Source organism: Craterilacuibacter sinensis (assembly GCF_009831765.1).
Classification (GTDB): domain Bacteria; phylum Pseudomonadota; class Gammaproteobacteria; order Burkholderiales; family Chromobacteriaceae; genus Craterilacuibacter; species Craterilacuibacter sinensis.
The window spans coordinates 118,138-139,927 of sequence record NZ_WSSB01000005.1; the positions used below are offsets into that span (position 1 = coordinate 118,138).

A 21,790-nucleotide genomic window follows, 5' to 3' on the forward strand; every position below is an offset into this window, starting at 1 on the left:
ATCACAGATTGCCACTGGCGGCCGTTAGAACGCCGTTAAAAACTCACAGAATAACTATGGCATTACATTGCCTATCCGTCACTGCAAAACGCGCTACAGCGCGTTTCTGTCGATTTCTTGGTCACTCGCCCAAAGCTGCACGCAGGTAGTCGCTGACGGTATCTTCGATGTCCTGCAGGTCGGTCTCGCCCAGGGCGAGGAAGGGGCGGGCCGGGATGTCGCTGCCAGGGTGATTGACCTTCTTGGCAAAGCGCCCGCCGAACCTCAGCGCCTTGGCGTGGCGCGGGCGGATTTCATGAGCGGCGGTCTTGCCGCCGAACTGGTGGATAGCCGCGTATTTGACGTTGGTGCCGACCTGGGCACTGTCGGCATCGCTGGCCGGGGTGATGCTGGCGGCCAGTCTGCCGCTCTTTTGCAGGATCTGTCCGCCTGGGCGGCCGGGCGGTTTCAGGCCCTGCCATTTCGGCCGGCCTTGCTGGGCGAAGTTTTCTTCGACCGCATCGGCCATGATGCCGGCGATGGATCGCATCAGCGGGGCGCGCTTGAGGGTAGCCTGCTCAAGCCGCTTGAGCGCATTAATGACGTTGGTGCTGTCGATCTGGATATCGATCATGGCGTATACTCAATACAAGCGCCGGAAAGACGGAGAATCTCCCTGCCGCTGGACGTTGCAAGACGGATCGATGAGGGGATCGTTGGGAGTCCCTCGCGGCGCTTATTCATGTTTCTCATACATTACGCTGGCTCGCTGGCGAATGCGCTCTACTTCTTTTGCATTGGTCGGATAGAACGACTGCAACCACAGTTCATTTCCATCTCGGGTCACTTTGACTACTGCCACCCACCATTTGTCTTTTTTTCGTACAAACCGCAGGTGGTAGTCCCGTTCCTTCAGAACAAGACTGGGCCGCTCCAATACCTCCTGTACCAGCCCGTAGTCTTCCAGCCCAATACCCTGTCCTTGCCGGTTGGCCAGCTGCTTGGCGAGCGTGTCATCTGATAGCCAGACCGTCTGGCTGCTGGCACCAAGGCGCGCCATGTCTTCCTGGTACAAGATCGCCACTGGATAGCGCTGCCCAAATGCCAGCGTCTGGCGAATCTCGTTGACCGGCTTGCCTGCTGCCAGCATCCCGTCGACAGCGCTGCCCAGCTGCCGATACCAGTGGGCAAAGCCCGGCCCTGTCAGGGAGCCCCGTACATACTGGCGGGCAACATCGGCTGGATAATTGTCCAGCGCCGGCTGGTAGGCCGCATGACCGGCGTTGAAGCCGAAGCCTGCATCGGCGGTGAAGGGTTGGCCAGTTGGGTCGCGAAAGAGTGGCGCGGGGCGGGTATTGCCCTGGCGGTCAATCGGCTGGGCGACGGTTTCCATCAGGCCTTCGCTACTGGAGGTCACAATGCCGTTGCGCTCGATGTCGCGCTGGCGGCGGGCACGCACCCTGCAGCGGCAGCCCCAGCCATTGGGTGGGTAGAATGCTCGCCAGAACGGATCATCGTAGCGGAACACACGGCCATGCATGGTGCGATGCCGGGGACGGGTGCGCGTGTCCAGGACGGCCACGTATTCCCACCACGGGCGATCTTCGGCATTGGCCAGCTGTGTCTGGTAGCGCCCCGCCATATAGGATGACTGCAGATTGGTGCGAAAGATCGTCTCCAGTCGGCGCGGATTGAGGCGCTTGCCGTGGATCTCGCCGGTTACCTTGTCGACTACGCGGCCCTTTCCCCACCAGCCTTTGGCCTCCAGCAGTGGTTGCAGCTTGTTGCGGAAGTCGGCCAGTGTTTCCCCCTGCTTGATGGCCTCACTCAGCGCACCACGAATATCGGTCAGCACATCAAGCCGGGTGATGCCGGCCACGGTAAAGGCCTTGGCGTGAGCCTGAGCCCAGACATCCTGCCACTTGAAACCGATGGCGTAGCCCTTGTCTTCGAAGTAGCGGATGGCGGCTTCCGGCTGCAAACCGATGGCGTAAGCCAAATCGACCGCTTTGGCATCAGGCGTCGCCATTCACGCGCCCCCAGATGTCACTGACAAAAATCGCGCGCGCAAGCAGATCGGCCAGTTTGTCATCGTCCATGTCCGGGTAGGCGGCCACCACGGACTCCAGCGCGTCGTCCGGCGTTGCACCATTGCGGATAGCCTGAATAACGGGTGCCAATAGCGTGTCCATGCCGGCAGCCAGCGCATCGGCAGGCAGTGCGCCAGCGGCGGCATCCAGCGCGGCCTGATCCGGATAGACCACCTCGCCCTGGGCGTTGCTCAGGGCTGCGCGATACGAGAGCGTGGCTTTGCCCTGCGTCCTTTGCTGGCGCAGTTCAGGCGGCAGGGCCAGATCTGGGCGCGGGGCGGCCAGCACCTCGTCCTCGGCCTGTGGCTCGGGAATGGCCAGCTTTTCGCGTACCCACTTCACCGGCACCTTCAGACCCAGCCCTACCAGTTTGGGCAGCGAGTCCGAGTACAGTGCCATATCCTCTGCCTTGCGCGTGTCGAATACCAAGCGCGGCATGCGGGTGGGGTCCACCTGGCCAAAGTTGAGTACGGCTAGCGGATACAGCAGGTCGCGGGTCAGCGAGCCTTCCAGCTGGCGCGCATCACCCACCATCAGGTCATGGCGCACCTCGTTGTGTACATTGCCCAGGGCATTGGTGCTGCTCTTGCCATCGGCCTGGCTGGTCAGTGTGCCGCCCAGAATAGCCTTGGATACGGTGCGCTCGCACCAGTCGATCATGGCCTGGAACGGGTCATGGCTACCTTTGGCCGCTTCCTCGAACTCGATCATCATCCCGTCTGGAATGATGCCTGCCGCGTTGTGGCCAATGCTGGCCACCGCCTGCAGCAAGGTGGCTTTTTCAGCCTGCGTGGCGCCAGCCGGGTATTTGCCCAGACGCATGGGCAGACCATAGATTTCAAGGAACTCGGCCAGATCCCGCACCGAATAGTTCTTGAACAGGTAGGGCCAAGCCAGTACGCGGTGCAAGCCGGCGCGGGTCAGATAGCCGGACTTGGCACGATGCCGGTGGATGACCCAGCCGAACGGCCAGGGCTCAGCCCCTTCCGCCGTGCCGTCACGCAGCCTGAGCGTATTGCCATCATGTGGCAGGGTCTGGAACCAGCGTTGCGGCCTGTGGGTCAGGCTTTGCGGCATCCAGTTGCCGCCCACCCGTTTCCAGTCGATCTCCAGTGCCGAGAAACCATGCCCGATGCCGTCCAGGCAATCCAGCAGGACATCATCCAGGTCGGGCAGATCCGTCAGCAGCTCCTGCAGTTGCTCGGCCAGCTTTTTTTCGGCAGCACTGGCGTTACGCGGCGGGGCAATGCTCCAGTCCAGCGTCAGGATGGAGCGCTTGCGCTTGCTCATCTCGGCAAAAATGTGGCCGTCCTTTTCTTCCATATCGGTGAATAGGTCGGCCTGGGCGGCCAGCTGGCCTTGCTCGGCTTCTTCCAGAATGTGGTGCAGCTTTTGCGGCGTCAGGCCGCGCGATGGGTGTTCGGCGAATTCGCGCGTCACCCAGCCGACGCGGGCCGTCTGCGGTTCGGTCAGCACCTCACGCTGGATAGGCTGGCCATGCTGGTCAAGAATTTGCGGCATTTTTGTCATCTCTGTTTACCAGGCACCATGGCCGAACCCGGAGAAGGATTCGTTATCGGCATCGCGGTTGCCTGGGCGGCCGGTGACCGCCTCGAATTCAATGGGGGAAGCTTCGTTGCGGCTGGCATAGTCGGCCATTAGCAAGGCGATGGCGCTATCGCCATGGCGCTTGCCGCTGGCCTTGCCATCCTCGTCTTTCTCCTGGGTGCGGCTGTCCGGTACGCGGGGGATGCCACGGATCAGCTGCACCTGGCGATAGTCGGTCAGCACGTCTTCGTCGGCCGGCAGGTCACACAGCGTGCCGTCCTCAAGGGCGGTCTTCAGCTTGGGGAAGTTGTCCAGATAGAACGCTTCGGTGGCATGCACGCTGTGGATGCGGGTGGCGCCATACCTCTGGGTGGCTTTTTCCGCCAGATACTGGCCATTGCCCCGGGCATCCAGTGCAGCACTCAAGAAGTTCGGCAGCCCGTCCAGGATGTAAAACAGGATCTGGCGCTGCTGGTCGAACGGCATGTTGCGGATCTCGACCTGGAAAGGGATGCGCCGGCGCAGCCCCATCCGCACGAGGGGTTTCATAATGGTCAGGTCGCCCTTGCGGGCAAAGTCTTCGCCCAGGAAAGATTTGGCATTTTTTGGCAGTGCCTGCAGCAGGGGCTTGAGCTTGGTGTCGCACCATTCGCGGATATCGGCTTCGCGGATAGTGTCAGGCTGCAAGGTAAAGGCATCGTCGCGGGCGATGCGCAGCACCGGGGTGGACTCGCTGGCCCTGCTTTCCAGCAAAGCACGGCTGAAATAGGCACCGGCCGAGTTGGTCGGAATGCAGTCAAGCTCCTGCCCGGCTCCGCTGCCATAGAAGGAATAGACCCCTGCCATCCATGTGGCTTCGTCAGTTTGCGCATAGGGCTTGCCCAGGCGGAGGCAGACGCGGTGGTACAGGCCGTCAGCTACCGCTTCATGAAAGGTCAGCCGATGTACCGTGCCGGCACGCTTACCGCCCTGGATGTCCTTGATCAGCTGATTGAACGGGTTATCCGTTCCGTAGTGGGTCGAGATGACCCGCACCTTTCCGCCCCAGATCAGCATGGCCATGGCTGCATCCAGCAGGGCCTGCAGCTGTTCATGGAAGGCGGCCTCATCGATCACGATCACCCCCTGGCGTCCACGCAGGTTGGACGGGCGTGAGGACAGTGCCACGATGCGGTGGCCGGATGGGAAGCGGATGGTATAGGTCTTGATGTTCTTGTCACGGTCGGCCTCGTCATCCCAGATGCCTTCCTCGGTCTGGCCGGCCGCATAGTCGAATGCCTTGGCCCACATCGCGCAGGCCTCGATGTACTCGATGGTCATGTCCTGGTTGTACGCGATGTAATAGACGTTCTGGCCGCCGGCCGATTTCTCGGCGGCCGCCGTCAATACATCGTCCGCCGCCTCGCCCCAGGTAAGACCGGTGCGGCGGCTTTTTTCAATCACCTTGAGCGGGGATGTGTCGGCCACCCAGCGCCGCTGGTAGGGCAGCAGCACTGCCGGTACGGCGGCAGTTGCGGTGCTGGGTAGCAGAATGGGCAGACTCATTCTGCGATCCCCAGGATCATCTTGCGGATCTGCTGCACCGTGTCGCCGGACAGGCCACTCTTGCTGACCAGCGTCTCGGCCGCATCGGCTGCAGCACGCGCCTTGTCGCGTACCTCGGCCTGCCATTTCTTCTGCACCACGCTGGCCTTGCCAAGCTCGGCTACGGCCTTGGCTACCTTAGGGAGGTCGATCTGTCCTTCTTCAGCCATGAGTAGCTGGAACAGCTTTTCTTGCACTAGGCGCATCAGTGCTTCGTTGACTGCGCCTTCGTTATCCGGTGCTGCCTCGACCACAGCACGGGCTTGGCGAGTGGCGACATTAAGGGCCGCTAACCGGTCTTCGAATGTCTGGCCATAGCGCTGCAGGCTGGCACGGCTTATCGAGAAGCCTTTCTCGGCCAAGACGCCGGCCAGTGCCTCGTAGCCGGAGAACTCGCCCTCGACCAGTTCCCGGTCAAGCCAGTCGCGGATCTCGGGTGGCAGTTGCGACACTTTGGAGCGTGGCGGCATGATGATCCTTAGAAGTACTTGGCCGGGCGCGCGATGCCGGGCTGGCAGTCGACGGTGTATTCGACGATATCCACGCCCAAGCGTGTCAGGTCTGCAGCCCAAGGGCCGGCCGGGTCGCGTTTGATGTCGATCAGGGTGCGGTCGGCCAAATAGTCGAGCTCGCGGCGCAGCTCCAGCGCAGTCGCGTCGGGGTAGACGCCCTGCAAGGTCGACAGGATCAGCGCCTCGTGCGCGCCCACCGGGCGGGCATTGTTCAGGGTCAGCAAGATGGCCCAGCGCATCGATTCGCGGCGAGCCTTAAGTGGGTCCAGGGCAGTGTGCATATCAGGGTCTTCCTTTGATGGCCAGCTGTTGCAGGCTGTGGGCCACGCCATCGAGCTTGGCTTCGATCGTGGTCTGGTTACGGATAAAGTCTTCGCGGCGGACATACTCGAGCGGCAAGCTGGCCACCAGCTTGAGCACGTCCTTCTCCAGTTCGGATAACTTGGTGCGCTGGGTTTCCAGCGTTTCGGCCGTTGTCTTTTGCGACTCGGCCACGCTCAGGAACTTCTGGTCGATATTGCGGCTGACCTGGCCGGCCAGAATCCGGGCGACAGTCCAGAAGCCGCCCAAAATGGTCAGCAGCAGGCTGACGACCTGCCATAGCGATAAGGTCAGGATCATCGTGTCTTCCATTTTTCGTAATCGTTTTGGCAGTCAATGCAGCGGCGGCAGCTGGGCATCGCCTGGCGGCGTAGGGGCGGGATTTCATCGCCGCAGTCGATGCACTCCATCGTGCCAGGCTCACTTGTCTGGCTTGCTTGTCGTGCAGACAGTGCCGCTTCGCGCAGTTGTTCATCCATGGCCTGCGCCTGATCAAAGAGATCCATCTGGCCCTCCCATGGTCAGCGTGCGGTACTGGTCGACTAGGCTGTCCAGTTCACGGCACCAGCGGCCGTAGTCGGCGGCATGGGCAATGAGGTCTTCCGGTGGTAGCCCTGCACCGGCGTCGGCGGCGGAAGCGGCTTGTCCAGCAGCTCCGGCCCCGGGCGTGGGCAAAGCCGGATCGTTTTCGGGGTAGCCAAGGGCGGCTCGGTAGAGGCGCAGCCCATCAGGGCCAATGCCAGTAAAAGCGGCGCCATCCGATTTGGTCGCATCATCAATCCTTGTCTGCAATTGTTGCTGGGTGTGCGCCAGGCGGGCGCGGGTCTGGATCAGCGCCCAGCCGACCTGATGGGCCGCATCGTTCAGGCGTTGCTGTTCGGCCACTGCCGTAGCCAGTTCGGCGCTACGGTCTGTCTGAGCAGCGAGCAGGGCTTTGTCGTGCGTTTGGGTCAGCGCGAGGATCTGTGCCTGATGTGCACGATCTGACACAAGCACACCTGCTTCGAAGCCGAAATAGGCGGTAAAGGCCAGCGGGATGATCCAGCGTCCGATCTTCAGCGCATTGGCCAGCATCAGGCGGGTCGGGTTAAGCATGGCGACTCCTGTTTTGACGCTTGGCACGACGGGCTGCGGCAATGCCCGTGCGTCGGCCTGGGGTCGGGCTCTGGATGGTATGGGCGGGCAATAACCATTGACTCGGTAGTACCGGCCTTGGCAGCAGGGCAAGCAGAAGCCTAAGCATGGCTATTCTCCTTTTCCGGTTTGCCGCGCCAGGCTGCGATCAGGCGCAATGCCGCCGCATAGCCGCCGACCAGGCCGAGGTAGATCAGCCAGGTGTCGGTAGACAGCGTGTTGTGCATGCCCTGGTAAACAAACATGCCGGTTGCCGTGGCGCAGGCCACATTGGCCCAGAGCTTGGTGTGGCTCATACGGCCGGTATCCGGGTTGGAAATCAGATCAGACAGTCGCATGGTCTACTCCAGCGTGTGGCCACTGACCGGCTGCATGCCGCCAGCGATCCACGCGGCAACGTCAAAGCCCGGGCAGGTCTTGGTCCATTCGTTCGGGGTTATTTGTCCGTCACCGTTCAGATCCGGCGACAGGTCGCGATGGCCGGTAATACGGGCAGTCGGGTATTGCGCCTGCAGTGCCTTCACCAGACTGTGCAGGGCATCCCACTGGGCGCGGGTGTAGCGGTCGGTGCCGACCAGACAGATTCCGATCGAATTGGCATTGTGGCCTTGGGCGTGGGCGCCGACTTCGTCCAGCGCGCGTCCCAGTGACTTGCGCCCATCGGTATCCAGCACGAAGTGATAGCCAATCGACGTCAGGTTCGGGTTGAAGCGGGCAATCGCGTCGGCTTGGCGCTTGAAACCACGCCGGCTATGCCAGACATCGATGATGCCGGCCGCACTCTGGCGACCGTCATTCTTGGCAAGCTGCTTGCCGTTCGGGCTGGCAGCGCAGTGAATCACAATCAGTTTGATGGGGCGCATGACCTCTCCTTTCGAGAAGACATGCTCGGGCAAACGAGGGCGGGGCAGGGCTAGGTCAAATGTCAGAACACAGAAGTGAAAAGCCCCGCACAGGGCGGGGTGTGGGTCAGAACAGGCTGGGCTGGGTCGGGTCGGGGACGCGACTTGGGCGCTTGAGGATGCGCCAGATGGTGCGGTCTGCCAGTTTGAAGCGTCCCGCCAGTTCGCGTACGGAAATATTGGCGGATTGCCCTGTCGTCAGACTGTCAAAACGCGCGCGCAATTCGCGGTCTCTCAGTTCCAGCAGCGCATCGTAGCAGCGCGGAATGTAGATCACGCTACCGCCGTAATGGCGGGCGATGACCCCGGCTTCGCGCTGCCCGATGATCTCGCTGACCCACTGGAACAGGGCGATACCCTCCGGGGTGCGTCCTTTGGGTACTTTGAATGTGGTGCCGCCCATGGCCTGTACCAGTGCCAACGCGGCAGGGAAACCGATCAACTGGGCAATGTCGCGGATCGATTCGGGGAGTAGTTCGGTGACGTCATCCAGTTTCATGGTGTTGTGCCTGTATGGTGACGGGCCGGCTTGCGTGTTGGCAAGACGGCCCGTTGTTTTGACACACACCATTATTCACACGCGGATTTTTTTAACGGTCGCGATTTGTACGTTTTGCATCATAAATCAGCGCCTGCATGATTTTGCTGGCCTGCGCGTCGTCGCACCACTGCACACGCTCGATCTTGAACATGCGTTTGGCCATCGCATCAGCGTAAGACCAGGGGCGGCTTGCATCAGTCAGTAGCGCCTCCAGTTTGCGCATGATGGCTGCGCTGGCCTTGGGTGCATCTGGCTTGCGACCCTTGTTGCGTGGCGGTGTCGGCTTCCAGCCGCAACGCTTGCAGTGATCCAGCACCTTCTGGGCACCGGCAGCATCCAGATCCTTGCTGGAGCTCACGCCCGCCACGCTTTGCAGCATGGCACGGTAGGTGTCGTCGTCCAGGGCCAATGCTTTCTTGGCAATGTGGATCTTGGCGAGCCAGTTTTTCATCTTGATTCCTTGTGTCGGCATGGGCTGAGCGATCCGGCGTTTTCTGAGGACGGCACTCCGGTTAAGGTTTATCGGAGCGAATCGCTCACCGATGCAGGCGCTAAAGCACTTTGCGGAACCGGCGCACGGGCACCGGCTCGACATCGGGCTCTATGCTGTTTCTTCTTCGGTAACGATCTGGATGGAGTCGCAGACTTTGCACAGGTGGTTGATGGCCGATCTGCCGCTTGCCCACGAAATGTTGTAAACCGTGATGTTCTTGGTCAAGTAAGACTCTTCGGCGCACATTTTTTTGAAGTAGCGCTTGCCGACTGCCTTCTCCATATCAGCCTTGTATTTCTTGCTGACAACTGGCCGCACTTGCTTGTTCAAGAACTTCTGTTCTGGATGCTCCTCTCTTCCGGACATCCACTTGCCCTCCCAGCGACCATCAACGTAGGTGATTACGCGGTAGCGCATGCCCTTGGCTCGCTCAACGGCAAGGGAGACTTTGTGGCCATCACACAGGAGACTGACTCGGCCCCATGGGCTATCTAGCTTATTGATCAGTTCTTGTCTTTGTTCTTTGGTTAGCTTCATGCTTTTCCCTTGGCTGCTCATCAGTACCGGGCCACCATGCCCGGTAGACCGCCTCGCGGCGGTTTCGCTTTTGTGATTAAGCGACGGCGTCTTTCAGCGCCTTGGCCGGGGTGAAGTCCGGCACGTGCTTGGCCGGGATCTGGATGGTTTCTCCTGTCTTCGGATTACGGCCGGTGCGGGCTGCCTTGGCCTTGACCACCAGCTTGCCAATCCCCGGAAGCGGTACGTCTTCGCCAGCCTTGAGGCGGTCGGTGGTCACGTCGCCCAGCGCATCCAGCAGGGCGGAAACGTCTGCCTTGCTGACGGCACGGTCGTAGCGGATTTTCATGGTCTCGGTGATGCGTTCGATCAGGTCTTGCTTGGTCATATTGGCGTTCCTTATCAGATTAAAAATCGAGTATTTTGGGATGTTCCCAGTGCGCAGATTGCGGATCAGTAGCTTGTAGTTTGCGGTGCTCACTCCTCCTCCATGTATGCTTCAACCACACAAGGTGTCACGTTAAATGGAAGCTTCCCCAAGCGGCTCAGTGCAATAGAAACCCCAAGGCGAATGCCCTTGGCAATATCGCTATCTGCCGATATCAAAGCTTCACCCAGCTTCAGGTCAGCCGTTTTTTCTTCTACAACTAACTCCAGCTGGGTTACTTGGCCTCCGTGCCATTCCTGCAAATTTTTAATGAAGTCTATAAATTCTTGATTAGTTGTTTGCATCTCATACCCCCGCGATATCAAGTGAAATAGGGCGGTACTGGTCACTGTCGCCGACCCGCTCGTACACCCGGATATAGGATTTCGAACACTGCACCCGCACCGAGTCGTTCAGCGCATCCATCGCCCGCTGCCACTTCTCGTCCTGAATATCGAGGCGGCGCAAGCTAAGGATGCGGCCGGTGCTGATATTGCCGGCCTTGTCGACATTGAAGGCGTCGTTGATCAGCGCGCGGATCTCGCTGCGGGCGCCTTCGGTCCACTCGTGCACGCACTCATCAATTAGCGACTTGGCCGCCTGCAGCCCCTCGTCGAAGGTCAGCGTGTCCTGGATGGCGCGTTGCACCTTGTAGCGGCCATCAAAGCTCACCAGGCTGACATTGCCCTTGGTGCCGCCCAGTTGCGAGCCATAGCGCTCGGCCGATAGCTCGATAAAGGCACCGATGTCGGCAAACACGCCGGTCTTGAAGATGGCCAGCGTCTGGCTGACCTCGCGGGCTCGGGTCACAATTTCCCCGACCAGCTCGTCGCGGGCCAGATCAATCGGTTTGATGGTTTCCAGCGGGATCAGCCGGCCCTTTGCATCGGCCTTGTAGCCAGCCGGAATTACTTGTTGTTGCATGCGTTACTCCTGAGTGTTCGGTGTCATTTTTTTCCCAAGCTGCGCCATCATGGTGCGCAGCCGGGTCAGGTTTTTCTGTCGCTGTGCCTCGGTCATTTTGGGCGGCGGCAAGGCCATCAGCGGCGGCCTTGCCGGCAGGTGATCCATAAACACCCGAGGTGTCGGCCAGCGGTCGCAGTGGCTATAGAGCAGGCGAAACGCCTGCTGGATACGCCGCGCATCCAGCCGCTCGTCCCAGGCGATGGGCTGGCCGGACAATGCCTCCAGCCAGATATCCAGCGTCAGGGTGACGCTGTCTTCCGGTGGGGCACCGTTCAAACGTAGCGCCAGCATCCCTTGCAGGCCGCGTGCGACCTCGCGTTCCAGCCATTTTTCAGCCACGGGCACGTTCCTCCAGTGCGGCAATGGCCGACAAGGTGCGCGAGGCCGGCTTGCCCGGTGCAGGCCGCGCTTCGCCTCCTACCAGTACCGGCACACTTTGCGGACGCCAGTTGCTGATCACCTCATACAGCCAGCCGTGGCCCTTGAGTGGCAACGTCAGTCGGCCGGCATCGCGGGCGGCGAGGGTCTGCTCGATCGCCCAGATCCATGCCTCGGCCGGCGCCTCAAATACCTGGCCTCCACGGCTGATGCGCTGGTTCTGGATGTCGGGCAGCAGCTCACCCAGCAGGCGCGCCACCCGATCCATGGTCAGCTCCCGGGTTTCCGGCCGGAACAGCGCCAGATAGCGGATCACAGTAGAGCCAAACGCACCGCCCAGCTTGAAGACGGACATCAGTGCCTCGCGGCCGGCATCATGCTGGACGAGGGCATCCAGCGACACGGTGGTGCCGCAGGCAGGGCAACGTGTTCTCATGCCAGCCTCCCGTGCTGTTTCGTCTGCTCCATATTGGCACGCACCATCCGGGCGATGATCCGGTCCAGCTCGCTGCCACTCAGGTTGCTGATGCGTTGACCATCCGCCGGCGAGGGTCGCCCGGACTTGCTATAGGTGCGAGCAAACGCGGACGTTTTGGCATAGATAAGATGCTCGCCCTGGCTGGCGCGCGCGGATACCTTGCGGATCACCTTGATTTCACCCAGCTTGGCCAGATAGCTCAGCGAGCTGCTGATCTGGCGGTAGCACAGTTCGGGCAAGGCTTCGCTCAGTGCCCGGGTAGAAAACTCCGGCAGCGGGCGCGCCGCGATCCTGACCTTGTCGATCAATCGTGTGGCAGCCATCACGCCGCCTCCTGTTCGATCCAGACAACACGCAGGCCATTCGGGGTGTGGAACTGCCCCTCGCGAAAACGCCCCAGTAGCGGCTGGCTGCCCGCGCCGAAATAAGTTGCTTTGCCGCTTAGCACCAGACGCTTGAGGCGGCGTTCCGGCTGGATCACCAGCGTCGGTTTGGCCGGGCAGGCTTCGTTGTGGCGGATGGACAGCACGGCATAGCCTTCGCCATCCAGCCAGCGGATAGCCTCAACCAGCTTGTGCGTGCCGTGAATAAAGTGGCTATTGGATTTGACCTGGGTATTCGTCATGCCTGTTTCCCTTCCTGATCCATTTCCGGGCGGCGGCTGCAGCGCTGGCAGGCCATCCAGTGTTTGAGTGCCATCGGGCTGCTGGTCGGTGCCTCGCCGCATGCGCGCTCGGCGCACTGCATGATCGAGATTTCACCGCCGGTGAACGGGCATTCCACCCGGCTGTACACCTCATAGATCCGGCGCTCGACATGGCGTGTTTCGCCCGGGTAGCGGCCCGAGTGCACCAGGGAAATCGTGGTACGCGAATAGCCCAGCTCGCTTGCGACCGCGCTGATATTGCTGCGCTCGATCGCGGTATTCAGCAGTGTTTTCCACAGTTCCATCACGCAGCCTCCCTGACGATCTGGAATACCTCTTCGGTATTCGGGTCGTAGAGCTCGCGCGTTTTCGGTCGCCAGACCGGCGCTTCAAAACCGGTGTTACGCATCATCATCCAGCGCGCTTCCGCCTTGCCGTCCGCCCCAGTGCGGCGGGCCATCGGTACCACATAGCCGGCTGATTCCAGCTGGCGGATGACCGCCAGTACTGCACCGCGCATGGTGGAGGGGTTGTCGGTGCAGATGCGTCCCAGCACATCACCGACCGAGAACTTTTGCTGGTTGCGGATCGAGCGCCAGACCTTGGCGCGCAGACTGTGGCGGCGGGTTGGCCGGGGCTTGCAGCCTTGACTGGCCGTGCGCTGGCGACGGAACTTGCCCAGTCGGGCGGTGTAGTGGCCAGAATCGGTCAGGGCCAGCACGCCCGGCTCGGGGCGATAAACCAGCTTGGCTGCCAGCAGGCGGCGCACGGCTGCGTGTACCTGGCTTTCGGTCAAGCCGGTGTTGCGGCGGATCAGCGTGGTGTCACCGCTGCCGTCGTTTCCAGACAGGGTTTTCAGGATCAGGATGCCGGGTTTCATTAGAAGCCCCCCTGAATTTGACCTGCACGGGATGCAGCGGGTTTGGTTGCCGTTTTGCTACGGCAGCGCCAGTCATGCACCAGTGGCCGATTGCCTATCGCGTCCATGCCGATGCTGGCAATCTGGTTGCGCAGGGCAATGCCTTCGACCTGTGCAATCGCGTTCATGACTTCACGCATGCGTCCGCCGGTCTGGCGCAGGATCTCGGCGACCAGTGCCGGCTCCACCTTGACTTCACACAGGGTGTCGCAGGTCAGGGAAATATCCTGCAATGTCGCGGCGCCGAAACTCACTACGCGGGCAATGCGGGATGAAATCTGGGCATGTCGCGATACCTTGGCCTGAATCTGGTCCATGCCGACCAGGATGACCATCATTTCCAGACGATCCGAGAAGTCACGGATCTTCTCCAGTACGGCCGCGCTGTGGTGCAGGGTATGGTCAGCCTCGTCGATCACCAGCGGGGTCGGCTCGCCGCCCGGGTTGACCATGGCGGCCACCAGCCGGTTGAACAGCTTTTCGCCCGGGCCTCGGGTATCTACGCGCAATTCCTTGGCCAGCTCGGTCATGAAATAGTGCGGGGTCCAGTCCTGATTGGCGCGCAAGTAGATGGCGCCGGTCTGCTCGGCCCAAGAGCCCACGGTGTGGCTCTTGCCGTAGCCGGCTTCACCGGTAACCAGCAACATGCCGGCCTCGGCTGCGCCGCGAGATTCCACCGCCCGAATTGCATTCTGGAAGGCGATGAAGTTTGAAGTCTTTACAAATTGCTTCTTCATGAGTACATTCTTATTTTTAGTGTGTTCCGGGTCGCCTGGATTGCGTTGGAACACGCTATGCAAGACATGCAGAAGTCCTTGGGAGCCGCGTTGTCGCGCGATTCCTGCCAGATTTCTACCGGGCCGCTTTATGCGGCCCTTCCTATTGCATTGGCCTGCCGGCGTTGTGCTAAGTCATCGTCCGTCCTCCTGTTTAAGCCGTGCGCAAATTGTTTTTTTGCAACACAGCCAAAGCCTGATCTTCCAGTTCCTTGTTCCATGCCTGACCAAAGAATTTGTAGCGATCGGCAATGAATTCGTAATCGCCACCGGCCACATACTCCATCAGCCAGCGTGCATCCAGTTCCGTCCAGTCATCCGCGTGCTCGATCAGGTAGCAATACTGGTCGACATCGTTGTCGATCAGCTGATCCAGCGGCAGACACGTCTTGCGTGGCGCGGTCGGTAGCGGGATGGCGACCTGTTCTACCTGCTCCGGCATTTCCGACTCGTAGGCCAGAATCTCCCGCTCCCCGCTCACCGGCATTTCAAACGGGATTGGCTGCCCGGGTTGGTAACCCAATGCCCGTCCGGCTGCGAGCTCCAGCCCGACTTCATCCATCTGCTGCTGCAGTCGTTTCTCTCTAGCCTGGGCGCGGCCTCGTGCTGCCTTCTCGACAAATGTGGTCGGGAAGTAATCGCGGCTGTTGGCTTCAAACAGCGCTTCGCAGATGATCCGGCCTTCCATGGTCTTTACTATCACCCGCTCTGCATCGTAAGGGTCGAAGGCCACCCGCACCCGCTCACCGGTAAACTGCTCCAGATCCCTGGCGAAGTAGCGGTTGCTGAACAGGGAGATTTCCCCGCGCAGCGTGACGCGGACTTCTTCCGGCATGAACAGCAAAATGCCTTCTTCCCGCGACAGCGTGACCGTTTCAAAGCCCTCTGCCACCGACTTTTGCCAAGCCTCATTCGGCGTCATGTGCCGCGTCTTGCCAGTGGCCTGATCCTTGATCTTGCCCAGACTGCTATGCGGCCGGTTGTTGTAGCTTTTGACCTCATCCAGCGCCATCTGCCAAAACGTGCGCCAATCCGGCAGTAGCTTGGTGGTGGCCTCGCCCCGCGCCATGATCTCCTTGCGCGTCTGCTTAAACACCATCTGCTTGGCCTGGCGATCCATATCCGCCCCCATATAGGTCGGCAGCCGCTTGGCCAGCCCCTCTACCCACAAGGTCTTTTGTACCCGCTCGATCATGCCGCGTGCCTGTGAGTTGTAGGCAATCGAGTGCGTGGGTGTTGTACCCAGCCGCCCCAGAAAACCGACGACTTCATCTTTCAGCATCGCATTGCAGTAGCCCGACCCGTTATCAACATAAAGCAGGGAAGGGATGCCGTGAGCCATTACGCTATGACGCAGAGCCGAAGCCACCGACATCCAGTTTTCCTTCAGCCCCGCGCTGATGCCGACCACTACTCGGGTGGCCACATCGATCGTCGTGGTGATCTCCGGCCGGAACGGCTTGCCATGAAACGGATGCTCGACCTCGGCATCGAACGTATGACCGTCCATGCTATACACATCGGTGGGCCACAGTTTCGAGGTGTCGCGGCGTATGAATACCTTCATCGCCTTGATCTCGCGTGGCAGCATGCGGCCGGTTTGGCAGTCCACCTTGCCCAGCTTGCCGAGATAACGCCGCACCTGGTGCACGGTAGGGAGCGTGCCGATCGGGTATTGTGCAAGCCATGCCGCCTTGAATACTTCGTAGGCCGCGCCCACCGATGGCTTGGACGGAATCTGGTACACCGTCAGAAAAGCTTTGGCCCATGCGGGTATCTGTTTGTCAGGTTGAGGCACTTTGGGTGTCAGTGCAGAGCTGTCGCCTGTCAGTACCTCTTGCCTGGCTGCCGACATGAAACGCCATAGCGAACGGGCGGATGGCAGGTGGTAACCGTCTACCAGCAGACCACCCCGGCCACGCGGGTCACGGGCAGCAGACAGCAGCTTCATCGAGTGTTCGTCCAGCTGTCCCAGCGCTGCGCGCTCAAGCAAGGTAGCCGCAGCCGCCTGTTTTCCCAGTTGGGTGGTGGCCATGATGCGCTCCACCATCTTCACTACACCTAGCCGGGCATGGGCGGTGTTCTTCTGGCGGTCGGTAGCCCAAAGCTCGCCCTGATTGACCTGGCGCAGTGCAGGAAGCTGGCTGGCCACCTGGTAGCCGATGTCGGCCAGTTGTTGCTGACACCATTTCTTGTAGGCGGCTTCCGGCAGGCTGCTGGCCAGGATGCGGTATTGCTCGCCACCGTTGGATTTGATCATCTTTGTGGTGAGCTTTTTCTCTGCGCAGTTCTTCCTGACGGCCTGAATTGAAATCCCAAGCAAGGCCGCCGCCTCGCTAACCTTCAGCCATTGGCTGTCTGCAAGCTGGTTTCCACCTTGATCGTTATTTTCTTGACTGACTCCCTCCCGTAGGTTTCCACCTATCTTTGTGTCTGGATTGTTCATCTCGTCCTCTTTTTCCTGAAAACGCTATTTAATCAATGGCTTATTGGTGGTGGAAACCTCGATTACAGGTTTCCACCTTTGTTTCCACCTTGATCATGCTCGGTGGAAACCTCATCCATGATTCCGAGGGCGATAGAAATATCTTTCCCTACACCAAATTTTCCCTTGCGACGGCCATAAAGCACATCAAGTACTGCATGGGGTTCAAACCCGTGTTTGCGCGCCCATTCCGAGATGACGACCCCCTCTACACGAAATTCTTTACGTACTTCTTCCAATGTTTTTGCCATTTGTGTGCTCCTGTTAAGATAAGGCCCTAATTTTCCCGTTCTTGTACAAGTTTCTGTACATGACGGATGTCAGTATATGGATGTATTTCCATCTAAGCAAGGAGTTTTGCCAAGTGACTAGTGGAGATATGGCTAAGAGAGTGCGTGCATTGAGAGATGGTCTAGGCCTGACCGCTAAGGATTTTTCAGCGAGGCTTGGTGAAAAAGAATGGAAAATCAGGGACATAGAGCGAGGAAAGCAAAAAATTGATGGCAATTATTTAAGTTGCCTACAGGTTAACTTGGGTGTATCTCCAACGTGGGTGGTATCCGGTGTGGGGTCTATGTTCCTCGCTCGGGAGGGCGATCAGTTGGAAAATAGGCCTGATAAAGTTGAGAGCATATTGCACAAAGATGCTGTATTTGATGTATCCGGCCACGAGATAGACCTGGAAGAGTTCGTCTTTGTGCCACGCTACCGTGTCCAGGCAAGCGCGGGGGGCGGTCGACTGTTGTCAGAGGAAGACTATATGCACTCGATGGCCTTCCGGCGCTACTGGGTGACCAAGTACCTGGGCGCAGACCCCGCTAACCTGGCGATCATCAGTGTGGATGGGGATTCGATGGATCCTGTACTGAAGGATCGCGATGTAATCATGCTCGATACTTCGCGCCGCGATGCGAACCATGAGGGCATCTATGTGATACGCTTGGATGACATGCTCATGGTGAAGCAGCTGCAAAGGCTTCCAGGCTGGAAACTTAGGGTTTCTAGCGCTAATCCGGCCTATGCATCCTTCGATGTTGACCTTTCTAACGCTGAAGAGGGTGTTGCGGTCATCGGTAAGGTGGTCTGGTTTGGTCGTCAGACCTGATTTCGCAGTTGCTGCCATAAGCTGACAAATAACAAGTGAAAGCATGTCCGTGACACGTTTTTGCGGTGAAAATTTCGCGTATTGGCAGTAATTGCAAAGACTCGGCGCAAACCCGCGCCGCTGCTCGTTTCAGCTCAGATTAACTCGCTTCTGCTCGCTGATTTCCCTCTGCCAATACTCCCACCTCACCACACTGCGGCGACGAGTCTAAGACAATGCTTTTGTAATAAAAAATAAAGCGTGCCGAACCGAGCATGCCGTCAGACCGAAACAGGGGAAGAATTGCATGGAAATTTATCAGTTGCGTACCTTCGTGACCGTGGCCCAGCAGGGACATCTGACGCAGGCTGCCGAGTTGCTGCATCTGTCCCAGCCTGCGGTGACAGCGCAAATCAAGGCGCTGGAAGAGGAGGTGGGCATGCCCTTGTTTGAGCGCAGTGCCGGAGGCGTCAATCTGACCGTGGCAGGCGCCGAGTTGTTGCCACAGGCGCAGTCCATTCTGGCTGGCGCACGCGAACTGATTAATCGGGCCAGGAGTTTGAAAGGGCAATTGGCGGGCAAGGCCAATATCGGCATTACGCTGACGCCGGACACTTTGCGTGTCGGCCCTTGGGTTGCGCGTCTGGTCGAGCGCTATCCCTTGCTGGATTTGCGCCTGCACCATGGCGTGACCGGTGATGTATTGAATCTGGTGCGCAAAAAGGAGCTGGATGCGGGTTTTTATCTGGGTAAAAACCCGTATGTCAACGTGACGACCGTGCCGCTGGCGCAAGTTGCCTTTCGCATTATCATGCCGCTCGGGTGGGAAACGCGCCTGAACGGCATGAATAGCAAGGCCTTGGGCAAGTTGCCCTGGATCGGCATCTCGCAGTTTTCCAGCCTGTCCAAGATTACGGCCGAACTATGGCGCGAGCTGAATATCGCGCCGCGCAAAGTCACGGAGTGTGATCACTTGTCTGCCTTGCAGGAATTGGTGACATCGGGGGTGGGGCTGGCGCTGGTGCGTGAAGATGATGCGCTGGCTGCCGAGCGCGCCGGTCTGGTCAGCATGGTTCCCGATATCGTCAAGCTGGCTGAGTTGCAGTTTGTCTATCCGTCCGAGCGCGATGGCGATCCGGTGCTGACGGCCTTGCTGGGTGAATTGTTGCCGGTATGGGGCTTGCCCGCACCGCTGCTGCATGGGGCAATGGCACAATAACCGCGTCAGGCCTTGGGTGTTTGTTGTCTGCTTATCCGCCTAGAATGGCTGCATGACGATACCGACACCTTTGCTGCAACCGGCCCGTTTTGCCGCCTTGCCGGCTGTATTTTACCGCGCCACGGCACCGACTTCTTTGCACTCGCCACGCCTGGTGATCGCAAATGCAGCGCTGGCGCATGAGCTGGAACTCGATGAGGCGCAACTGGGCGCGCCGGATAATCTGGCTTTGTTTTGTGGCAATGCACTGCCTGCACATGGTCTGCCGCTCGCTACGCGCTATGGCGGCCACCAGTTCGGAGTCTGGGCCGGGCAGTTGGGCGATGGTCGGGCCTTATTGCTGGGCGACAGGGCATGCCCCAACGGGCAAAGTGTTGAAGTCCAGCTTAAAGGCGCCGGCGTGACGCCGTTTTCGCGCATGGGCGACGGGCGTGCCGTGTTACGCTCCAGCATCCGCGAATATCTGGCTTCCGAGGCGATGCAGGCGCTGGGCATCCCGACTACGCGCGCCTTGTTGCTGGCCACTTCGGATGATGCTGTCTACCGGGAGAGGCCGGAAACGGCGGCGGTGCTGACTAGGGTGGCGCCCAGCTTTATCCGCTTCGGTCATTTCGAGTTGCTCTACCATCAGGGGCAGCATGACGAAATCCGTCAGCTGGCTGATTTTGTTATCGACCAGTATTTGCCGGCCTGCCGCGAGGCGTCCCAGCCTTATCAGGCGCTGTTTGCCGAAGTCGTTGCCCGCACTGCCAGCCTGATGGCGCAATGGCAGGCGGTCGGCTTTTGCCATGGCGTGATGAATTCCGACAATATGTCGATACTGGGGCTGACGCTGGATTACGGCCCGTTCGGTTTTCTTGACGGCCTGAATCTCGCCCATATCTGCAATCACTCCGATCACAGCGGGCGCTATGCCTATAACCAGCAGCCGCAGATTGCCTTGTGGAATCTGTACTGTCTGGCCTCGTCATTTCTGCCCTTAGTCACCGAGCCCGAACTGCGTGCCGAGCTTGACCGTTATGATGGCCTGTATCAGGCGGCTTATCTGGCGCGTTTTCGCGCCAAGCTGGGGCTGGTCACCGAATGCAAGGAAGATGCGGCGCTGATTTCAAGCTTGCTGCACACCTTGCATGCTTACCACACCGATTTCACGCTTTTCTTTCGCGCCTTGGCGGAGTTTGATACGGCCGCCGGTTCAGATTCTGCATCTGTGCTGGATTTGCTGGTGGATCGCGAGGCAGGGTTGCACTGGCTGGCGCGCTACCGTACGCGTCTTATGCAGGAAACCCGTACACAGAAGGCGCGCCAGCAGGCGATGCATGCGGTGAATCCGGCTTATGTGCTACGCAATCATCTGGCTGAGCAGGCCATCAGGCTGGCGTGTGACGAAGGGGACTATGGCGAAATTGCGCGTCTGGCCCGCTGTCTGGCCAACCCTTTTAGCGAGCAGGCCGAGTTTGCGTCTTATGCCGCCTTGCCGCCGGAGTGGGCGGCGGCGCTTGCCGTGAGCTGTTCCAGCTAAACGTGTGCTGACCAGAGTGGAGCTTCACCCATGAAAATCCAGGCCATTGCTGCCAGCGCCAAGCTGCAGTCGCATGACCCGCCGCATCAGCATCTGCCTTCTTTTAGCCAGGGCAAAAGCAGACAGGCGGATGCTGGCGCCATCTTTGATGAGACGCTGGATAGCGAACAGCGCCGCCATGCCGATGGTGAAGGGGAGGGCGAGGGTAGCCAGCGGCGGCAAGCGGCGCGCTCCCGGCTGTTTTTGCTGGAGCAAAGCGTGGCGCTGCTGGGGGAACGTCTGCTGGGCGCCGCCTTGCCGGTGTTGCTGCACGCCGGTGCCGATCTGCTATGGATGGCGCAGGAGCTCACGTGCCTGGTTGAAGATCTGGCTGAACCTGCTTTGTCCGAGGCCGATCAGCACGCCTGTCTGGCGGTGCTGGTGCGCCTGAGAAGTGAAAGTGCGTTTATCGAGGCGCGTAGTGCCCGGACACTGGATGCGGCCTTGCGTGACCAGCTGGATGCGCTGGCGCTGCGGCTAGCCTGATTGCGCGGGGTGCCTGGGCGCTTAAAGCGTGTCCGGCGTGCCCCAGCTGTCGCGGTAAACCAGCTCGGCCAAGGGGCGGCGGCTATCCCAGCCTGCCGTTTCCAGCATGGGTGCCGGGTAAAACTCGGGTACCGGGCCTATGCACAGGATGGCCACCGGCTGGCTGTCGACCGGCATCTTGCACAGTGTGCGCAAATAATCCGGTTCGAAGATGGAAACCCAACCCAGTCCTATGCCTTCGGCGCGTGCAGCCAGCCACATATTCTGGATGGCGCAGGCGACCGAGGCCAGATCCATTTCCGGCATGGTGCGCCGCCCCAATACATAAGGTTCGCGCTTTTCTGCCAAAGCCACCACCAGCACTTCGGCGCAGTTTTCTATTCCTTCCAGCTTGAGTTGCCTGATTTGCGCGGCCCGCTCGGGCAGCGCCTGAGCCGTACGCTCGCATTCCTCGCTCACATGCTGGTGTATGCGCGCGCGTAAGGCCGGGTCTGCCACGCGCAAGAAGCGCCATGGCTGCATATAGCCGACGCTGGGGGCCAGATGCGCAGCTTCTATCAGTCGGGCCAGCTGGCCGTCTGCCAATGGCTCGGCACTGAAGTGGCGCATATCGCGCCGCTCGCGCATGGCGCGATAAACGGCCTCGATCTCGGCTATCGAGAAGGCGTGTGGGTTCATGGACAAGTGTGCCTGTACGGTTGGGGGAGGCGGGCGATTGTACTGTGGTTTTTAAATCTCTTTCAGC

Annotated in this window: 31 protein-coding genes and 1 other RNA gene; 4 read left to right on the forward strand and 28 right to left on the reverse strand. The window is 59.9% G+C overall.

All coding sequences use genetic code 11. From position 1 onward, the window contains the following. Positions 1 to 121 precede the first annotated feature (121 nt). The 27 genes from GQF02_RS07005 to GQF02_RS07135 all read right to left on the reverse strand — a co-directional run bounded on the left by GQF02_RS07005 (position 122) and on the right by GQF02_RS07135 (position 16,946). Positions 122 to 613 carry a phage virion morphogenesis protein gene (locus GQF02_RS07005; protein ID WP_160795895.1) on the reverse strand — a complete coding sequence of 164 codons (492 nt, stop codon included), beginning with the start codon at positions 611 to 613 and terminating at the stop codon, positions 122 to 124. A 102-nt stretch (positions 614 to 715) separates the two neighbouring features. Beyond that, the gene (locus GQF02_RS07010) at positions 716 to 2,008 is read right to left on the reverse strand and encodes a phage minor head protein (RefSeq protein ID WP_160795897.1); all 1,293 of its coding nucleotides are present in this window, start codon (positions 2,006 to 2,008) and stop codon (positions 716 to 718) included. Next, positions 1,995 to 3,590: a DUF935 domain-containing protein gene (locus GQF02_RS07015; protein ID WP_160795899.1), complete on the reverse strand. Its 1,596-nt coding sequence runs from the start codon at positions 3,588 to 3,590 to the stop codon at positions 1,995 to 1,997. Before GQF02_RS07015 ends, GQF02_RS07010 begins: the two co-directional genes overlap by 14 nt. Positions 3,591 to 3,605: 15 nt before the next feature. Further along, entirely contained in the window at positions 3,606 to 5,162 is a 1,557-nt protein-coding gene (locus GQF02_RS07020) for a hypothetical protein (protein ID WP_220789372.1), read from the reverse strand. Beyond that, complete coding sequence (locus tag GQF02_RS07025) at positions 5,159 to 5,671, reverse strand: DUF3486 family protein (RefSeq protein ID WP_160795901.1); 513 nt, start codon at positions 5,669 to 5,671, stop codon at positions 5,159 to 5,161. The genes GQF02_RS07020 and GQF02_RS07025 overlap by 4 nt, the downstream gene beginning before the upstream one ends. 8 nt (positions 5,672 to 5,679) lie before the next feature. Beyond that, complete coding sequence (locus GQF02_RS07030; protein ID WP_160795903.1) at positions 5,680 to 5,994, reverse strand: hypothetical protein; 315 nt, start codon at positions 5,992 to 5,994, stop codon at positions 5,680 to 5,682. Position 5,995: 1 nt separating this feature from the next. After that, positions 5,996 to 6,334, reverse strand: a complete 339-nt coding sequence (locus GQF02_RS07035) for a hypothetical protein (RefSeq protein ID WP_160795905.1) — start codon at positions 6,332 to 6,334, stop codon at positions 5,996 to 5,998. Further along, positions 6,331 to 6,540: a TraR/DksA family transcriptional regulator gene (locus GQF02_RS07040; RefSeq protein ID WP_160795907.1), complete on the reverse strand. Its 210-nt coding sequence runs from the start codon at positions 6,538 to 6,540 to the stop codon at positions 6,331 to 6,333. Before GQF02_RS07040 ends, GQF02_RS07035 begins: the two co-directional genes overlap by 4 nt. After that, a complete protein-coding gene (locus GQF02_RS07045) occupies positions 6,527 to 7,129 on the reverse strand; it encodes a hypothetical protein (protein ID WP_160795909.1) in 603 nt (200 codons plus the stop codon). The genes GQF02_RS07040 and GQF02_RS07045 overlap by 14 nt, the downstream gene beginning before the upstream one ends. Before the next feature lie 140 nt (positions 7,130 to 7,269). Next, a complete protein-coding gene (locus tag GQF02_RS07050; RefSeq protein ID WP_160795911.1) occupies positions 7,270 to 7,506 on the reverse strand; it encodes a hypothetical protein in 237 nt (78 codons plus the stop codon). 3 nt (positions 7,507 to 7,509) lie between these two features. After that, positions 7,510 to 8,031: an N-acetylmuramoyl-L-alanine amidase gene (locus GQF02_RS07055; RefSeq protein ID WP_160795913.1), complete on the reverse strand. Its 522-nt coding sequence runs from the start codon at positions 8,029 to 8,031 to the stop codon at positions 7,510 to 7,512. Between the two features lie 106 nt (positions 8,032 to 8,137). Further along, entirely contained in the window at positions 8,138 to 8,569 is a 432-nt protein-coding gene (locus tag GQF02_RS07060) for a Mor transcription activator family protein (protein WP_160795915.1), read from the reverse strand. Positions 8,570 to 8,660: 91 nt separating this feature from the next. Further along, the gene (locus tag GQF02_RS07065; protein ID WP_220789373.1) at positions 8,661 to 9,062 is read right to left on the reverse strand and encodes a gp16 family protein; all 402 of its coding nucleotides are present in this window, start codon (positions 9,060 to 9,062) and stop codon (positions 8,661 to 8,663) included. A 150-nt stretch (positions 9,063 to 9,212) separates the two neighbouring features. Beyond that, a complete protein-coding gene (locus GQF02_RS07070; protein ID WP_160795919.1) occupies positions 9,213 to 9,641 on the reverse strand; it encodes a hypothetical protein in 429 nt (142 codons plus the stop codon). A 7-nt stretch (positions 9,642 to 9,648) separates the two neighbouring features. Then, an RNA gene (locus GQF02_RS07075) (hammerhead ribozyme type II) lies at positions 9,649 to 9,711 on the reverse strand. 6 nt (positions 9,712 to 9,717) lie between these two features. Continuing rightward, a complete protein-coding gene (locus GQF02_RS07080; RefSeq protein ID WP_328698596.1) occupies positions 9,718 to 10,101 on the reverse strand; it encodes an HU family DNA-binding protein in 384 nt (127 codons plus the stop codon). Continuing rightward, positions 10,098 to 10,352 carry a hypothetical protein gene (locus GQF02_RS07085; protein ID WP_160795921.1) on the reverse strand — a complete coding sequence of 85 codons (255 nt, stop codon included), beginning with the start codon at positions 10,350 to 10,352 and terminating at the stop codon, positions 10,098 to 10,100. Before GQF02_RS07085 ends, GQF02_RS07080 begins: the two co-directional genes overlap by 4 nt. A 1-nt stretch (position 10,353) precedes the next feature. Further along, on the reverse strand, positions 10,354 to 10,971 hold the full coding sequence (locus tag GQF02_RS07090; RefSeq protein WP_160795923.1) for a DUF3164 family protein: 618 nt from the start codon (positions 10,969 to 10,971) through the stop codon (positions 10,354 to 10,356). A 3-nt stretch (positions 10,972 to 10,974) separates the two neighbouring features. Continuing rightward, the gene (locus GQF02_RS07095) at positions 10,975 to 11,352 is read right to left on the reverse strand and encodes a hypothetical protein (RefSeq protein WP_160795925.1); all 378 of its coding nucleotides are present in this window, start codon (positions 11,350 to 11,352) and stop codon (positions 10,975 to 10,977) included. After that, on the reverse strand, positions 11,345 to 11,827 hold the full coding sequence (locus tag GQF02_RS07100; RefSeq protein ID WP_160795927.1) for a hypothetical protein: 483 nt from the start codon (positions 11,825 to 11,827) through the stop codon (positions 11,345 to 11,347). The genes GQF02_RS07095 and GQF02_RS07100 overlap by 8 nt, the downstream gene beginning before the upstream one ends. After that, complete coding sequence (locus GQF02_RS07105; protein ID WP_160795929.1) at positions 11,824 to 12,192, reverse strand: hypothetical protein; 369 nt, start codon at positions 12,190 to 12,192, stop codon at positions 11,824 to 11,826. The genes GQF02_RS07100 and GQF02_RS07105 overlap by 4 nt, the downstream gene beginning before the upstream one ends. Then, on the reverse strand, positions 12,192 to 12,494 hold the full coding sequence (locus tag GQF02_RS07110; RefSeq protein WP_160795931.1) for a hypothetical protein: 303 nt from the start codon (positions 12,492 to 12,494) through the stop codon (positions 12,192 to 12,194). Before GQF02_RS07110 ends, GQF02_RS07105 begins: the two co-directional genes overlap by 1 nt. Beyond that, a complete protein-coding gene (locus tag GQF02_RS07115) occupies positions 12,491 to 12,820 on the reverse strand; it encodes a LacI family transcriptional regulator (RefSeq protein ID WP_160795933.1) in 330 nt (109 codons plus the stop codon). The genes GQF02_RS07110 and GQF02_RS07115 overlap by 4 nt, the downstream gene beginning before the upstream one ends. After that, complete coding sequence (locus GQF02_RS07120; RefSeq protein WP_160795935.1) at positions 12,820 to 13,395, reverse strand: hypothetical protein; 576 nt, start codon at positions 13,393 to 13,395, stop codon at positions 12,820 to 12,822. Before GQF02_RS07120 ends, GQF02_RS07115 begins: the two co-directional genes overlap by 1 nt. Continuing rightward, on the reverse strand, positions 13,395 to 14,171 hold the full coding sequence (locus GQF02_RS07125; protein WP_160795937.1) for an AAA family ATPase: 777 nt from the start codon (positions 14,169 to 14,171) through the stop codon (positions 13,395 to 13,397). The genes GQF02_RS07120 and GQF02_RS07125 overlap by 1 nt, the downstream gene beginning before the upstream one ends. Before the next feature lie 193 nt (positions 14,172 to 14,364). Beyond that, the gene (locus GQF02_RS07130) at positions 14,365 to 16,470 is read right to left on the reverse strand and encodes a Mu transposase C-terminal domain-containing protein (RefSeq protein ID WP_160795939.1); all 2,106 of its coding nucleotides are present in this window, start codon (positions 16,468 to 16,470) and stop codon (positions 14,365 to 14,367) included. A gap of 248 nt (positions 16,471 to 16,718) precedes the next feature. Continuing rightward, complete coding sequence (locus tag GQF02_RS07135; RefSeq protein WP_160795941.1) at positions 16,719 to 16,946, reverse strand: helix-turn-helix domain-containing protein; 228 nt, start codon at positions 16,944 to 16,946, stop codon at positions 16,719 to 16,721. Between the two features lie 113 nt (positions 16,947 to 17,059). Between GQF02_RS07135 and GQF02_RS07140 the strand changes: the two genes are divergently transcribed. The 4 genes from GQF02_RS07140 (at position 17,060) to GQF02_RS07155 (ending at position 21,045) form a co-directional block, all read left to right on the forward strand. Further along, positions 17,060 to 17,800 (forward strand): helix-turn-helix domain-containing protein, encoded by a 741-nt coding sequence (locus tag GQF02_RS07140; RefSeq protein WP_160795943.1) that lies wholly within the window; start codon positions 17,060 to 17,062, stop codon positions 17,798 to 17,800. A gap of 286 nt (positions 17,801 to 18,086) precedes the next feature. Continuing rightward, positions 18,087 to 18,998: a LysR family transcriptional regulator gene (locus GQF02_RS07145; RefSeq protein ID WP_160795945.1), complete on the forward strand. Its 912-nt coding sequence runs from the start codon at positions 18,087 to 18,089 to the stop codon at positions 18,996 to 18,998. Between the two features lie 52 nt (positions 18,999 to 19,050). Then, a complete protein-coding gene (locus tag GQF02_RS07150; RefSeq protein WP_160795947.1) occupies positions 19,051 to 20,520 on the forward strand; it encodes a protein adenylyltransferase SelO in 1,470 nt (489 codons plus the stop codon). 30 nt (positions 20,521 to 20,550) lie between these two features. Then, the gene (locus GQF02_RS07155) at positions 20,551 to 21,045 is read left to right on the forward strand and encodes a hypothetical protein (protein WP_160795949.1); all 495 of its coding nucleotides are present in this window, start codon (positions 20,551 to 20,553) and stop codon (positions 21,043 to 21,045) included. A 21-nt stretch (positions 21,046 to 21,066) separates the two neighbouring features. On the opposite strand, the gene bluB is transcribed toward GQF02_RS07155, so the two are convergent. Continuing rightward, positions 21,067 to 21,723, reverse strand: coding sequence for a 5,6-dimethylbenzimidazole synthase (gene bluB / locus GQF02_RS07160; protein ID WP_160795951.1), 657 nt, complete (start codon positions 21,721 to 21,723; stop codon positions 21,067 to 21,069). Positions 21,724 to 21,790: the final 67 nt, after the last annotated feature.

Bases quoted from the DNA above. Each gene is read 5' to 3' on its own strand.
- GQF02_RS07005 (WP_160795895.1), bottom strand. From the start codon at position 613: ATGATCGATATCCAGATCGACAGCACCAACGTCATTAATGCGCTCAAG.
- GQF02_RS07010 (WP_160795897.1), bottom strand. From the start codon at position 2,008: ATGGCGACGCCTGATGCCAAAGCGGTCGATTTGGCTTACGCCATCGGT.
- GQF02_RS07015 (WP_160795899.1), bottom strand. From the start codon at position 3,590: ATGCCGCAAATTCTTGACCAGCATGGCCAGCCTATCCAGCGTGAGGTG.
- GQF02_RS07020 (WP_220789372.1), bottom strand. From the start codon at position 5,162: ATGAGTCTGCCCATTCTGCTACCCAGCACCGCAACTGCCGCCGTACCG.
- GQF02_RS07025 (WP_160795901.1), bottom strand. From the start codon at position 5,671: ATGCCGCCACGCTCCAAAGTGTCGCAACTGCCACCCGAGATCCGCGAC.
- GQF02_RS07030 (WP_160795903.1), bottom strand. From the start codon at position 5,994: ATGCACACTGCCCTGGACCCACTTAAGGCTCGCCGCGAATCGATGCGC.
- GQF02_RS07035 (WP_160795905.1), bottom strand. From the start codon at position 6,334: ATGATCCTGACCTTATCGCTATGGCAGGTCGTCAGCCTGCTGCTGACC.
- GQF02_RS07040 (WP_160795907.1), bottom strand. From the start codon at position 6,540: ATGGATCTCTTTGATCAGGCGCAGGCCATGGATGAACAACTGCGCGAA.
- GQF02_RS07045 (WP_160795909.1), bottom strand. From the start codon at position 7,129: ATGCTTAACCCGACCCGCCTGATGCTGGCCAATGCGCTGAAGATCGGA.
- GQF02_RS07050 (WP_160795911.1), bottom strand. From the start codon at position 7,506: ATGCGACTGTCTGATCTGATTTCCAACCCGGATACCGGCCGTATGAGC.
- GQF02_RS07055 (WP_160795913.1), bottom strand. From the start codon at position 8,031: ATGCGCCCCATCAAACTGATTGTGATTCACTGCGCTGCCAGCCCGAAC.
- GQF02_RS07060 (WP_160795915.1), bottom strand. From the start codon at position 8,569: ATGAAACTGGATGACGTCACCGAACTACTCCCCGAATCGATCCGCGAC.
- GQF02_RS07065 (WP_220789373.1), bottom strand. From the start codon at position 9,062: ATGAAAAACTGGCTCGCCAAGATCCACATTGCCAAGAAAGCATTGGCC.
- GQF02_RS07070 (WP_160795919.1), bottom strand. From the start codon at position 9,641: ATGAAGCTAACCAAAGAACAAAGACAAGAACTGATCAATAAGCTAGAT.
- GQF02_RS07085 (WP_160795921.1), bottom strand. From the start codon at position 10,352: ATGCAAACAACTAATCAAGAATTTATAGACTTCATTAAAAATTTGCAG.
- GQF02_RS07090 (WP_160795923.1), bottom strand. From the start codon at position 10,971: ATGCAACAACAAGTAATTCCGGCTGGCTACAAGGCCGATGCAAAGGGC.
- GQF02_RS07100 (WP_160795927.1), bottom strand. From the start codon at position 11,827: ATGAGAACACGTTGCCCTGCCTGCGGCACCACCGTGTCGCTGGATGCC.
- GQF02_RS07105 (WP_160795929.1), bottom strand. From the start codon at position 12,192: ATGGCTGCCACACGATTGATCGACAAGGTCAGGATCGCGGCGCGCCCG.
- GQF02_RS07110 (WP_160795931.1), bottom strand. From the start codon at position 12,494: ATGACGAATACCCAGGTCAAATCCAATAGCCACTTTATTCACGGCACG.
- GQF02_RS07115 (WP_160795933.1), bottom strand. From the start codon at position 12,820: ATGGAACTGTGGAAAACACTGCTGAATACCGCGATCGAGCGCAGCAAT.
- GQF02_RS07120 (WP_160795935.1), bottom strand. From the start codon at position 13,395: ATGAAACCCGGCATCCTGATCCTGAAAACCCTGTCTGGAAACGACGGC.
- GQF02_RS07125 (WP_160795937.1), bottom strand. From the start codon at position 14,171: ATGAAGAAGCAATTTGTAAAGACTTCAAACTTCATCGCCTTCCAGAAT.
- GQF02_RS07130 (WP_160795939.1), bottom strand. From the start codon at position 16,470: ATGATCAAATCCAACGGTGGCGAGCAATACCGCATCCTGGCCAGCAGC.
- GQF02_RS07135 (WP_160795941.1), bottom strand. From the start codon at position 16,946: ATGGCAAAAACATTGGAAGAAGTACGTAAAGAATTTCGTGTAGAGGGG.
- GQF02_RS07145 (WP_160795945.1), top strand. From the start codon at position 18,087: ATGGAAATTTATCAGTTGCGTACCTTCGTGACCGTGGCCCAGCAGGGA.
- GQF02_RS07150 (WP_160795947.1), top strand. From the start codon at position 19,051: ATGACGATACCGACACCTTTGCTGCAACCGGCCCGTTTTGCCGCCTTG.
- GQF02_RS07155 (WP_160795949.1), top strand. From the start codon at position 20,551: ATGAAAATCCAGGCCATTGCTGCCAGCGCCAAGCTGCAGTCGCATGAC.
- bluB (WP_160795951.1), bottom strand. From the start codon at position 21,723: ATGAACCCACACGCCTTCTCGATAGCCGAGATCGAGGCCGTTTATCGC.